Consider the following 12,598-nt stretch of genomic DNA (forward strand, 5'->3'; position numbering starts at 1 on the left):
ACAACTGACCCGTTACCTCGAACTCCTCAACCGTGATCCGTTGCTCGCACCGGTCAGTGGCGTCTTCGCGGCCCAGCAGATCAAACCCCAGGCGCGCACGCTGGCGACCGACCGCGGAATCCGTTGCGTCGTCCTGGATTACGACGCTCTGCGGGGTGCGGAGAGTACCGAGTTCCGGTTGTTCTAAAGGCGCGGAGGCGTCAGTCGCCCGTGCTGAAGCGGGCGCGCTCGGACAGTATCCGGTTGAGCAGTTCGGAATCGTCGGCATCCGACAACGACGTGTAGTCGATGTCTTCGGCCGGACGCAGCGTGTCGGGGAACGTGCCGAACTCGCGCTGGATCTCGTTGAGCTTCTTGCGGATCTCCTCGAACTCCTCGAGGACCTGCGTGCGTGCGTCGTCGGCCTTCGCCGAGAGCTTGCGGGAGCCCGCCAGTCGCTCGATGGCGATGTCGCGCGCGGTGTCGCGGATCTGCTTGGCCTCGGCCAATGCTTGTCGACGCTCCTCGGCGAGAGTCATGTCGTGGTGGCGGCGTTCCTCGGTGCGCGTCTGCTTGCTTTGGCGTGCCAGTTCGTCGGCGTCCGCTTGGGCCTTGGCGACCAGTTGGGAGGGCTGGGCACGTGCCGCGTTCATCGTCGCAGTGTGCTCGGCTTCCATCGCTGCTGCGCGTTCGCTGCACAACCGGTCCGACTCCGCGGCGTCGGCCTTGGCCTTGGCGTGGATCGACTCGGCGTCGGTGCGTAGGTCGGATGCGTGCTGTTCCGCCTCGGCGACGATGCCGGCCGCCTTGTTCTCGGCGTCAGCCACGATCGATTCAGCCCTGGACTGTGCCTCGGACAGGATGCGGTCGGCGTCTTCACGTGAGCTCTTGCCGAGTTCCGCTGCTTCCTGACGCGCCACCGACACCGTCTCGGCGGCCTCGGCGCCTGCTTCTGCGCGCATCTCCGACGCCTCGTCGGACGCGAGTTGCAGCATGCGACTCAATCGTTCGCTCATGCCCTGGGCCGTCGTGGGTGGCACAGACAGGGTGTCGACCTCGCGGCGGAGTTCCTCGATCGTCGCGCGGGCCTCGTGCAGATGCGCGGCGAGTTCTTGCGCGTTGGCGGTCGCGGCGTCGCGGTCGGCGGCGAGGACTCGCAGGTCGGCGTCGATGCGTCGGAAACGCTCGGCGACCTGCTCGCGATCGTATCCGCGCATGACGACGGCGAACGGGAGTTGCTGCCTCGGAGCCTGGCTCGACATGGTTCGACAGTCTAGTCGGCCGTGCTGTGGCGGTGCTGTGTCTGGCACGAGCGCGTGTGCGCCTCGGCAAATAATTGCCGTGGACGCGGAATTGTGCGGGTCAGTGCGTCGAAGAGCTGTGGTCGGCCGCGGGTTCGACGAGCTCGAGCAGCACGCCGCCCGCATCCTTCGGATGAACAAAGTTGATTCGCGAGTCGGCCGTGCCGCGTCGCGCCTCCGGATACAGAACGCGGACCCCTGCGGACGTCAGGCGCGACACCACCTCGTCGACATCTGTGACCCGTACGGCGAGCTGCTGCAGGCCTGGTCCATTGCGATCGAGGAACTTGGCGATCGTCGACGACTCGGACGCCGGTGCGAGCAGTTGGATGACCGCGCCGGTACCTGCGTCCGCGGGACCGACCATTGCCTCCTCGACGCCCTGCTCCTCGTTCTTCTCCTGGTGCAGGGTGACGAAGCCGAGATGGTCGGCGTACCACTGCTTCGCAGCGTCGAGATCGGGCACCGCGATACCGACGTGGTCGATGGCCACCACGAGGTCGGAGATGAGTGCAGTCGCGCCGGCGGAGCCGACCGCGGCTGCGGTTTCGGAATCGGATGCAACTGCCGATTCGACGGGGGGCACGGATGATGAGGGCGTCATGCGATAAAGGTAACGTTTAAGGCGTCATACGAACAGAGCGACCGCTCGGTTGGTCGCTGCCCAGTACTTGGAGGTCCTCATGTCCCCGGCAACAGATCAGGCGACGTCGGTGATCGTCGCCGGCGCGCGCACGCCGTTCGGTCGGCTCCTCGGCTCGCTGAAGGGTTTCAGCGGTGTCGATCTCGGTGCGATCGCCATCAAGGCTGCGCTCGAACGCGGAGGCGTCCCGGCGTCGGCTGTCGACTATGTGATCATCGGCCAGGTGCTCACCGCAGGCGCGGGACAGATGCCCGCGCGTCAGACATCGGTGAAAGCCGGAATCGGGTGGGACGTTCCCGCGCTGACCATCAACAAGATGTGCTTGTCGGGCATCGACTCGATCGCGCTGGCAGACCAGCTCATCCGTGCCGGTGAGTTCGAGTGCGTCGTGGCCGGTGGCCAGGAGTCGATGACCCAGGCGCCGCACCTGCTGCCGGGAAGCCGCAGCGGATTCAAGTACGGCAACGCCGAGCTCCTGGACCACACCGCATTCGACGGCCTGTACGACGCCTTCACCGATCAGCCGATGGGTGCGCTGACCGAGCAGGGCAACGACACCGACGGCTTCACCCGCGCCGAGCAGGACGAGTTCGCCGCGCGTAGCCACCAGCTCGCCGCGACCGCGTGGAAGAACGGGCTGTTCGCCGACGAGGTCGTTCCCGTGAGCATCCCGCAGCGCAAGGGCGACCCGATCGAATTCTCCGAGGACGAGGGTATTCGTGCCGACACCACTGCCGACACTCTCGCGGGACTGCGCCCGGCATTCCGCAAGGACGGCACCATCACCGCGGGCAACTCGTCGCAGATCTCCGACGGCGCCGCCGCCGTCGTCGTGATGAGCAAGGCGAAGGCCTCAGAACTCGGCCTGACGCCGCTCGCCGAGATCGGTCCGCACGGCGTGGTTGCGGGCCCCGACTCCTCGCTGCAGCTCCAGCCGGCGAACGCCATCGAAAAGGCTTGTGCGCGAGCGGGAATCACGCCAGCCGATCTCGACCTCGTCGAGATCAACGAGGCGTTCGCTGCGGTCGGTCTGGCCTCGACCAAGGCGCTCGGCATCAACCCCGACATCGTCAACGTCAACGGTGGGGCCATCGCGATCGGCCATCCCATCGGGACGTCCGGAGCACGCATCACGCTGCACCTCGCGCTGGAACTGCAGCGTCGGGGTGGGGGCGTCGGGGTTGCTGCGCTCTGTGGCGCGGGCGGTCAGGGCGACGCGCTCATCATTCGCGTGCCCAAGGCCTGAGGTCACTTCACCACGTTCGTGATCACGGATGCCTACTACGCCCTGTCGTAGTAGGCATCCGTGTCAGGCACAATGGGTTGTATGAGGCAATTCTTCGACCTGTCCACCCCGGCCAAGCGCTTCCGGTTCGTCGCCGTACTCGAGGCAATCACCTGGGCCGCGCTGTTGGTGGCGATGTTCTTCAAGTGGGTGCTCGGGTACACCGAGGCCGTTGCGGTTCCCGGCATGGTGCACGGGATCGTCTTCGTCGTCTTCGTTCTGATCTCGATCGTCACCGCGGTGTCGTTGCGGTGGAGCCTCTCGGTCACCGCCCTCGCGCTGATCTCCAGCATTCCGCCGTTCGGCACGCTGGTGTTCGAGTGGTGGGCCCGTCGCAACGGGCACCTGGCCGAGTTGTCGGGGCAGGTCGACGCTGAGTCGACGCCCCAGTACGCGGCATGACGTCCCGGTAAGCGACCCTGGTCGCTTCCGATTCCGCATCACTTGCAGAGGAGCCGACCATGATCGCCGCATTCAGTCTCACGCCGTCGGGTGGCGACGCCGTCGGTGACGACGGAGGCATGAGCGAAGCCGTCGCGGCGGCCGTGCGGGTGGTGCGCGAATCAGGTCTTCCACACCAGACCACCGCGATGTTCACCTACATCGAGGGTGACTGGGATGCGGTGATGGACGTGATCAAACGCGCCACCGACGCGGTCGGCGAACTCGCCCCGCGTGTGGGCCTCGTCATCAAGGCCGACGTCCGCCCCGGCCACACCGACGAACTGACCGGCAAGGTCGACCGGGTGATGCGACATCTGTCCTGACTCGGCCCGCGCGCCTGCTCGACGATCCACGCTGACGAGTGCGCGCGGTGCGGTCTCGGCGATCTTCTTCCTGAACGGCTTTCTCGCAGCGCTGTGGGTGGCCCACATTCCCGTCATCACCGCCCACACCGGCACCTCGCACGAGCAGCTCGGCGGGCTGCTGCTGTTGCTCGGCGGCTCGGCGTTCGTCGGCATGCAGGTCAGCGGGCATGCTCTCGACAGATTCGGTTCGCGCACCACGACTTTGGTCGCGGCTACGTTGCTGTGTCCGGTCATGATCGGGCCCGCGGTGGCGTCGAATACCGGTCAGCTCGCCGTCGCGCTCGTGCTCTTCGGGTTCGTCAACGGAAGCCTCGACGTCTCGATGAACGCCCAGGCCGTCGCGGTTGAACGGGCGTATCGCCGACCGATCATGTCGTCGTTTCACGGATTCTTCTCGCTCGGCGGCCTTGCCGGGTCGCTCGTCGTCGCCGCGACGTTGTGGGCGCAGGTCGGCGTCGTCGCGACTGTCGGGGTGTCGGCGCTACTCGGGTTGGTGCTGGTCGCGGTGTGTGCCCGCTCGCTCGTCGCGCCTGACGGTGGGGGATTGGTCGAAGCGGCCTCGGCCTCGGCGTCGGCGGCAGGTGGGTCGACAGACGACGATGCGTCGACGACAGGCGCGCGTTGGTGGCATGGACTGGACCTGCGTCGACTGGCAATCCTCGCGGCCGTGGCGTTCGCACTCATGCTGGCCGAGGGAACGGCATATGACTGGAGTGCGCTGCAGATCGTCGAAGATTTCGGTACGCGTGACGCGGTCGGCGCTGTGGCGTTCGGGGCGTTCAGTGCCGCGATGACGATCGCCCGCTTCGGCATCGACCCGATCGCTGGGCGGCTCGGCCCCGTCTGGGTGGTGCGGGTGGGTTCGGCGCTCGGCATCTGTGGAATCACCTTGGCGATTCTCGCTCCCGAACCGGTCATCGCGATCGTCGGCTGGACCATCTTCGGCGTCGGTCTCGCCGGGCTGATCCCGCAGATCTTCACGGCTGCAGGCAATCTCACGACGTCGTCGAGCGGACGTGCCATCTCTACCGTCGTCGGCTGCGGCTACATCGGGATGCTGTCGGGACCCGCGATCGTCGGGTTCATCGCGGGTCACTCGGGGGTGTCGGTCGGCCTGACACCCGCAATCGGCGCGCTGGTCTTCGCGTTGGTGGCAGCGCCGGTCGTACGACCGGTGAGTGGTCGGGCCGTCCGTGACACACTAGAGGGGTGACACGACCGACCCCCAGGCCTCAGGGAAATGCAGCACGCACCCAGGCCGCCGCCGCAGCACGTCAGCAAGCCGCCGCGACAGTTGCCATGTCAGGTGCAGTCGACCTCTCCGCACTGAAGGAGAAGGCCGAGGCGCAACGAGCGCAGGCGCGTCAACCCGCCGCGGCAGCCCAGCGGCCCAGCGCTGGAGCGGCGCCGACCGGCGGCAACGTGATCGACGTGACGGACGCGACCTTCGAGACCGAGGTCCTCGCCCGCTCGACGAGACAGCTTGTCCTGGTCGACCTCTGGGCGGAGTGGTGCGGTCCGTGTAAGCAGTTGTCGCCGGTGTTGGAGAAGCTCGCCAACGCCTCTGGCGGCGCCTGGGTCCTCGCCAAGATCGATGTCGACGCGAACCCGCAGATCGCGCAGGCCTTCGGTGTGCAGTCGATTCCGACGGTTGTCGCACTCGCCGCCGGTCAGCCCGTCGCCGCTTTCAATGGCGCGCGTCCGGAGGCCGAGATCGTCGACTGGATCGATCAGATCCTCGCCCAGGTCGGCGGTGCGCTCGCTGGGGCTCCTGCCCCCGAGGCAGAGCAGGAGATCGCCGACGATCCGCGCATGGTCGCCGCCGAGGACAAGATGAACGCGGGCGACTTCGACGGTGCGCTCGCCGACTACCGCGCCATCGCCGAGGCCGAGCCCGACAACGTCGAGGCCGCATCGTTGGTGCGCAACCTCGACTTCATGCTCCGTGCCCAGGCTCATGACCCAGCGATCGTCGAGAATGCCGCCGCGACAGACGTCGACGCCCAACTCGCGGCCGCGGACGTCCTGCTGCTCGGTCAGGATCCGGAGGGAGCGTTTGCGCGCATCATCGACGTTGTGAAGGTGACCTCCGGCGACGACCGGACCCGTGCACGGACCCGACTGCTCGAGCTGTTCGAGCTATTCGACCCGGCCGAGCCGTTCGTGGTGGCCGCTCGTCGAAAGCTGGCTGCCGCGCTGTTCTGAGCCGGTTGTGGCGCACAGACCCGGCACTAGGCCGGTGCGAGCCAGATCGCCGAGTTGGCAGGAATCGTGACCGACGCCGAGACCGGCCTCCCGTGCCAGCCCTCGCCGTCGGCCTGCACCGCACCCAGATTGCCCTTACCCGCGCCGCTGTACGCGGCGGCGTCGGTGTTGAGGATCTCGGTCCAGGTACCGGCGCGGGGAAGTCCCACTCGGTAGTCGCTGCGGTCTGCACCGGAGAAATTGAACAGGCACGCCACCACCGAGCCGTCGGAACCCCATCGCAGGAAGCTGATGACGTTGTTCGCGGTGTCGTTCGCGTCGATCCACTCGTAGCCCTGGGGCTCGGTGTCTTGCGTGAACAGGGCGGGACGCTCGCGGTAGACGCGATTGAGATCGGTGGTCAGCGCCGAGATCCCCTGGTGCAGTTCGCCTTCCCAGCCTTGTAGCTGATACCAGTCCAAGCTGCGGTTGTCGGCCCACTCGGCGGTCTGACCGAACTCCTGGCCCATGAACAGCAGTTGCTTTCCGGGGTGCGACCACTGGTACGCGAGGAACACCCGCACGCCTGCGGCTTTCGTCCAGGAGTCGCCGGGCATCCGGCTCCACAGCGTGCCCTTGCCGTGCACCACCTCGTCGTGTGAGAGCGGGAGCACGAAGTTCTCACTCCACGCGTACATCAGCGAGAACGTGATCTCGTGGTGATGGAAGCTGCGGTGGATCTGGTCGCGCCCCAGATAGCCCAGCGTGTCGTGCATCCAGCCCATGTTCCATTTGAGGCTGAAACCCAGTCCGCCGAGGTCGGTCATGCGTGTCACGCCGGGCCAGGCCGTCGACTCCTCGGCGACGGTCACCGCACCGGGGAAGAGCTTGTGGACCGTCGCGTTGGTCTCCTGCAGGAACTGCACGGCTTCGAGATTCTCTCTGCCGCCGTAGATGTTCGGCCGCCAGCCGCCCGCCGGCCGCGAGTAATCGAGGTAGAGCATCGATGCCACCGCGTCGACGCGCAGTCCGTCGACGTGGAATTCGTCGATCCAATAGAGTGCGTTGGCGACAAGGAAGTTGCGCACTTCGCGTCGACCGAAGTCGAAAACGTATGTGCCCCAGTCGAGCTGCTCGCCCCGCATCGGGTCGGCGTTCTCGTAGAGTGGTGTGCCGTCGAAGCGGGCCAGCGCCCATTCGTCCTTGGGGAAGTGTGCGGGGACCCAGTCGATGAGCACCGAGATTCCCAACGAATGCAGATGGTCGACGAGGTACCGGAAGTCGTCGGGTTTGCCGAAGCGGGCTGTCGGCGCGTAGTACGACGTGACCTGATATCCCCACGAGCCACCGAACGGGTGTTCCGCGACGGGCAGGAACTCGACGTGGGTGAAGCCCTTCTCGATCACGTAGGAGCCGAGTTGCTCAGCGAGTTCGCGATAGTCGAGCCCCTTGCGCCATGAACCCAGATGCACCTCGTACACGCTCATCGGTTCGCGTGTCGGTTCGCTCTCGATCCGACGCTCGATCCAGTCGTCGTCGGACCAGACGAAATTCGAGCGGGTGACCACCGACGCGGTGGCGGGCGGAACCTCCGTGCGCCTGGCCATCGGGTCGGCTTTGTCGTGGAGAGTGCCGTCGGCGCCGTGGATGCGGAACTTGTACAGGGTGCCCTCGCCCACGTCGGGGATGAACAACTCCCACACGCCCGACGGCCCCATCGATCGCATGGGCGTCGACCGTCCGCTCCAGCCGTCGAAATCACCGATCACGACGACGCCATGCGCGTTGGGTGCCCACACGGAGAACGTCGTGCCGGGCACATCGCCGTCTGGTGTGGTGTAGGTGACGGTGTGCGCGCCGAGAACCTTCCAGAGCTCCTCGTGCCTGCCCTCGGAGAACAGATGCAGATCGAGCTCACCGATGCTCGGGAGGAATCGATACCCGTCGGCGACGACGAATTCTGTTGTGCCGCCGTGCCCGTCGGGGTAGATGACTCGATAGCGGTAGTCGATGAGGTCGGTGATCGGTACGGTGACGACGAACAGGTCGTCGGTCTGATGGTGCATCGGATAGTCGACGCCGCCGATGACCGCTGACACCGAGATCGCGTTGGGACGCAGCGTCCGCAGGATGGTGTTACCCCCGGGCGCGTCGTGGGCGCCTAGGAACGAGTGCGGGTCGGGATGCGTCGTCGACATCAGACGTCGAAGGTCGTGGTCGGAAGCGAAGGGGTCGGGCTGCGTGCTGGTCACTGTGTGCTCACTGGATTCGGTAGGAGAGTCGGCGGGCGGCGTCGGGATTCAGGGGTGGAAGTGCGACGATGTGTGCGACGGCTCGCCACGGTTCGAGTCGTACGTAATTGGCCTGGCCCCAACCGAATTCCTCACCGGAGACCTCGTCGGTGCCGACGAAGCGCTCCTGCCAGTCGAATCCGAGTGCGGGCATGTCGAGCCAGAGCGTCGACTCCTCGGCACCGAACGGATTGATGTTGACCACCACGACGACACGATCACCTGACACCGGGTCGAGCTTGGAGTAGGCGATCAGAGCCGGGTTGTCGAGGTGATGAAAGGTGATGTCGCGCAACTGCTGCAGGGCCGGATGGCGTCGGCGGATCTCATTGAGCGACGTGATCCACGGTTCCAGTGACTCGCCACGGCTCGCGGCTCCCTTGTAGTCGCGTGGGCGGAGTTCGTACTTCTCGGAGTTGAGGTACTCCTCGCTGCCCTCGCGCACCGCGACGTGCTCGTAGAGCTCATAGCCGCTGTACACCCCCCAGGTCGGCGACAATGTCGCTGCCAGCGCCGCGCGCAGGGCGAACATGCCCGGTCCGCCGTGCTGCAGGCTCTCGTGCAGGATGTCAGGGGTATTGACGAACAGGTTCGGTCGAGATTCGTCGGCGTGCGCGGCGATCTCGCGGCCGAATTCCTCGAGCTCCCACTTCGCGGTCTTCCAGGTGAAGTAGGTGTAGGACTGTGTGAAACCAAGACGTGCAAGGCCATAGAGTCGTGCAGGTCTGGTGAATGCCTCGGCGAGGAACAGCACGTCGCGGTCGCGCTTTTTGACCTCGGTGATCAGCCACTCCCAGAAGTTCGGTGGCTTGGTGTGCGGGTTGTCGACCCGAAAGATCTTGACGCCCAACTTGTTCCACGCGAGCACCACTTCGAGTACCGCGCGGTAGATGCCGTTGCGATCGTTGTCGAAGTTCAGTGGGTAGATGTCCTGGTACTTCTTCGGCGGATTCTCGGCGTAGGCGATCGTGCCGTCCGGCAGGGTGGTGAACCAGTCGGGATGCTCGGTCGCCCACGGATGGTCGGGGGCGGTCTGCAGGGCCAGATCGAGTGCGACCTCCATGCCGAGTTCGCTTGCGCGAGAGAGGAAATACTCGAAATCCTCCTGCGAGCCGAGCTGTGGGTGGATCGCGTCGTGGCCACCCTGCGCCGACCCGATCGCCCACGGCGACCCGACGTCGGTCGGTTCCGCGACCAAGGTGTTGTTGGGCCCCTTGCGATTGACCTCGCCGATCGGGTGGATCGGCGGCAGGTAGACCACATCGAATCCCATGTCGGCGATGCGCGAGAGATCTTGAGCCGCGGTCAGGAACGTGCCGTGCACGGGGTTGCCGTCGTTGTCCCAGCCGCCCGTCGATCGCGGGAACATCTTGTACCACGATCCGTAGAGCGCGCGGCGTCGGTCGGTCCAGATCCGCAGATTACGACTCTTGGTCACGAGTTCACGCACGGGATGTGCGTCGAGAAGGTCGACGACCTCGTCGGACAACGCGATTCCCACGCGATTCTCGACGCGTCTGCGCCTCGAGCGAAGTGAGTCGACGGCGTCGAGCAGCAACTGGCGGTCGGTACCGTCGACCTGTTGTGCCGCTTCGCCGAGAATCCGCGCGCCGGTCTCGAGGTCGTTGGCGAGGTCCTCCGCGCCCTGACCGGCGTCGATCTTCTTGGTGACCGCCGACCGCCACGTCGCGTACGGATCACTCCACGCCTCGATGCGGAAGGTCCAGTAGCCGACGGCGTCGGGGACGATGGCCGCGTTGAAGGCGTCGGGTTCCGTCGCGGGTGACATGCGGACGTCGAACGAGGTGCGGTAGGGCGTTTCGACGTGCAGGGTGACCCCGAGTGCGTCGTGTCCCTCTCGCCACGCGGTCGCGCTGATCGGGATCAATTCTCCGACAACGCATTTGGCAGGGTATTGCCCTGCGGAGACCAATGGTTGGATGTCGTCGATGCCCATCCGGCCGATCACTTCGGCCCCCTCTCGTCAGCGGCCACGCGCAGGGCCGGGAGTCCTCATCGATCCCACAGTGTTGCGTTCACTTTAGTGGCGTTGAGTTCAACACTAGTGACGTCGCCGGGTCGTGATGCCGAATCCGGGCGTCAGACTCACCGTAGCGGTACGGCGGCCAGTCTGCCGAGTGCCGCGCGGACCACGTCGGGGTCGGTAGTGCGCCAGAACGGCGGCATGGATGCGAGAAGATAACCGCCGTATCCGGCCGTCGCCAGACGCGAATCGAGGACGGCGACCACGCCGCGGTCGTCGACCGACCGCAGGAGTCGCCCGGCGCCCTGCGCCAGCAGCAATGCAGCGTGATTGGCTGCGACCGACAGGAATCCGTTTCCTCCCCGCGAGGTGACTGCGCGCTGGCGGGCACCGAGTAGGGGATCGTCGGGGCGCGGGAACGGAATGCGGTCGATGATCACCAGCGACAACGACGGGCCGGGGACGTCGACGCCCTGCCACAGCGACAGCGTGCCGAACAGGCAGGTCCTCGGGTCGTCGGCGAAGCGTGCGACGAGCGCCGCGGTGGTGTCGTCGCCCTGGCACAGGATGGGGAGGTCGCTGCGCGCGCGGAGCGCCTCGCTGGCCTCGCGGGCGGCGCGCATCGACGAGAACAGCCCGAGCGTGCGACCACCCGCGGCCTCGGTGAGCGCGGCGAGCTCGTCGAGTGTTGCGGGGGCGATGGAGTCTCGTCCAGGTCGGGGGAGATGACGTGCGACGTAGAGGATCGCCGAGCGAGGGTAGTCGAACGGTGAGCCGGCGTCGAGGCCCGTCCACCGCATCGGCGAACCGTCGGAGGGCGCAGCGCTGCCCGTTGCGGTGACGTCGCGTGCGGGTGTGTCGTTGCGGGCGTCGCCGAGCGCGATGTCGTCGGCGGCCGGGGTGTCGGTGCCGCGGCCCGCTGCCGGCAGCCCCCACGTGGCGGCGAGAGCGTCGAAGGAGCCGCCGATGGTCAGTGTCGCGGAAGTCAGGATGACGGTCGACTCGGTGAACAGCGTCGCGCGCAGCAGTCCGCCGACCGACAGCGGTGCGATATGCAGCACGGTGCGCGTCGACGATTCGGATCGGCCGGTGCGTTCTTCTGCCACCCAGACGACGTCGCGTCGTTTCGCCGGGTCGGGTTCGTCGAAGGCGCCGAGCACGCGGACTGCGGTGTCGTGGAGTTCTTCCAAGGAGGTCAGCGCAGCCGACCGTGCCGCGCCCTGGCCGTCGTCGGCGCCGCCCGGTCCGCGCGCGGGACCGATGGCCGAACGCGCCAGCCACAACCGATCTCGTAGCGTCGCCAGAACCAGCGCGGCATCCGCGGGCATGGCGGTCCACTCGCGCTTGGGGGCGTCGTCGAGCATGTCGCCGAGTTGCTCGCCCGCGCCGATCAGCGCGTCGACGGTTTCCTCGTCGATGAGCTTGCCGCAGCGTCGGGCGGCCACCGTGATCGAGGCGGCCGAGAGATCGGATGTCGACACCGAAGTGATGCGGTCGACGAGGTCGTGCGCCTCGTCGACGATCACCACATGGTGGTCGGGCAGTACGTTGGCCGGACTCATCGCGTCGATCGCCAACAGCGCGTGATTGGTCACCACGACGTCGACCTGCCCGGACTTGCGTCGTGCCCGTTCGGCGAAGCAATCCTCGGCATACGAGCAGTTCGACGCCCCGAGACACTCGCGCGAGGTGACGCTGACCTGCCGCCACGATCGGTCGGTGACGCCAGGGGAGAGGTCGTCCCGGTCGCCCGTGTCGGTGTCGGACACCCACTCGCGCAGGCGCGTGACCTCCCGGCCGGTGCGTGAGAGTTCGAACGCGTCGAACAGCTCGGTATCCGGCTCTTCGACGGTCCCGGCGTGAATCTTGTTCAGGCACAAGTAGTTTCCGCGACCCTTGAGGATCGCGAACGTCGGCTCGCGGCCGAGCGCACCCTTCAGGGCTTTGGAGAGGCGGGGCAGGTCGCGCTCGACCAGTTGGCGCTGCAGTGCGATGGTCGCCGTGGAGACCACCACCGTGTCGCCGGATTCGACGGCGTGCCGGATGGCAGGCACGAGATAGGCCAACGACTTTCCCGTGCCCGTACCCGCCTGCACTGCGAGGTGCTGACCGGTGTCGATGG

The 12,598-nt window shown here is 66.6% G+C and carries 11 protein-coding genes; 6 read left to right on the plus strand and 5 right to left on the minus strand.

The genetic code is table 11. From position 1 onward, the window contains the following. Positions 1-187, plus strand: a 187-nt coding sequence (locus B3T59_RS00005) for an endonuclease NucS domain-containing protein (protein ID WP_287001185.1), incomplete at its 5' end; no start/stop codon positions are given. A 13-nt stretch (positions 188-200) separates the two neighbouring features. Here the strand turns inward: B3T59_RS00005 and B3T59_RS00010 are convergent. Both B3T59_RS00010 and mce read right to left on the minus strand, forming a co-directional pair. Beyond that, positions 201-1,241: a hypothetical protein gene (locus tag B3T59_RS00010; RefSeq protein ID WP_287001186.1), complete on the minus strand. Its 1,041-nt coding sequence runs from the start codon at positions 1,239-1,241 to the stop codon at positions 201-203. Positions 1,242-1,341: 100 nt separating this feature from the next. Further along, entirely contained in the window at positions 1,342-1,884 is a 543-nt protein-coding gene (gene mce, locus B3T59_RS00015; RefSeq protein WP_287001187.1) for a methylmalonyl-CoA epimerase, read from the minus strand. A gap of 79 nt (positions 1,885-1,963) precedes the next feature. On the opposite strand from mce, the gene B3T59_RS00020 reads away from it, so the two are divergent. The 5 genes from B3T59_RS00020 to trxA all read left to right on the plus strand — a co-directional run bounded on the left by B3T59_RS00020 (position 1,964) and on the right by trxA (position 6,222). Continuing rightward, positions 1,964-3,169: an acetyl-CoA C-acetyltransferase gene (locus tag B3T59_RS00020; RefSeq protein ID WP_287001188.1), complete on the plus strand. Its 1,206-nt coding sequence runs from the start codon at positions 1,964-1,966 to the stop codon at positions 3,167-3,169. Positions 3,170-3,241: 72 nt separating this feature from the next. Next, positions 3,242-3,610, plus strand: a complete 369-nt coding sequence (locus B3T59_RS00025) for a DUF3817 domain-containing protein (RefSeq protein ID WP_287001193.1) — start codon at positions 3,242-3,244, stop codon at positions 3,608-3,610. A gap of 59 nt (positions 3,611-3,669) precedes the next feature. Further along, a complete protein-coding gene (locus B3T59_RS00030; protein WP_005201720.1) occupies positions 3,670-3,975 on the plus strand; it encodes a thiamine-binding protein in 306 nt (101 codons plus the stop codon). 31 nt (positions 3,976-4,006) lie between these two features. After that, a complete protein-coding gene (locus B3T59_RS00035) occupies positions 4,007-5,230 on the plus strand; it encodes an MFS transporter (protein WP_156527531.1) in 1,224 nt (407 codons plus the stop codon). Positions 5,231-5,316: 86 nt separating this feature from the next. Beyond that, entirely contained in the window at positions 5,317-6,222 is a 906-nt protein-coding gene (gene trxA / locus B3T59_RS00040; protein WP_005201716.1) for a thioredoxin, read from the plus strand. Between the two features lie 26 nt (positions 6,223-6,248). Here the strand turns inward: trxA and glgB are convergent, their stop codons facing one another. From glgB to B3T59_RS00055, 3 genes are all read right to left on the minus strand, one after another. After that, positions 6,249-8,453, minus strand: coding sequence for a 1,4-alpha-glucan branching protein GlgB (gene glgB, locus B3T59_RS00045; protein WP_376782581.1), 2,205 nt, complete (start codon positions 8,451-8,453; stop codon positions 6,249-6,251). A gap of 7 nt (positions 8,454-8,460) precedes the next feature. Further along, positions 8,461-10,461, minus strand: coding sequence for a maltotransferase domain-containing protein (locus B3T59_RS00050; protein WP_287001190.1), 2,001 nt, complete (start codon positions 10,459-10,461; stop codon positions 8,461-8,463). A 137-nt stretch (positions 10,462-10,598) separates the two neighbouring features. Next, a partial coding sequence (locus tag B3T59_RS00055; RefSeq protein ID WP_349681960.1) for an ATP-dependent DNA helicase occupies positions 10,599-12,598 on the minus strand: 2,000 nt, incomplete at its 5' end.

This window comes from Gordonia sp. UBA7860, from assembly GCF_002500165.1.
Lineage (GTDB): Bacteria > Actinomycetota > Actinomycetes > Mycobacteriales > Mycobacteriaceae > Gordonia > Gordonia sputi.

Coding starts and splice junctions, on each gene's coding strand:
- mce (WP_287001187.1), bottom strand. CDS start 1,884: ATGACGCCCTCATCATCCGTGCCCCCCGTCGAATCGGCAGTTGCATCC.
- B3T59_RS00020 (WP_287001188.1), top strand. CDS start 1,964: ATGTCCCCGGCAACAGATCAGGCGACGTCGGTGATCGTCGCCGGCGCG.
- trxA (WP_005201716.1), top strand. CDS start 5,317: ATGTCAGGTGCAGTCGACCTCTCCGCACTGAAGGAGAAGGCCGAGGCG.
- B3T59_RS00010 (WP_287001186.1), bottom strand. CDS start 1,241: ATGTCGAGCCAGGCTCCGAGGCAGCAACTCCCGTTCGCCGTCGTCATG.
- B3T59_RS00030 (WP_005201720.1), top strand. CDS start 3,670: ATGATCGCCGCATTCAGTCTCACGCCGTCGGGTGGCGACGCCGTCGGT.
- B3T59_RS00025 (WP_287001193.1), top strand. CDS start 3,242: ATGGGTTGTATGAGGCAATTCTTCGACCTGTCCACCCCGGCCAAGCGC.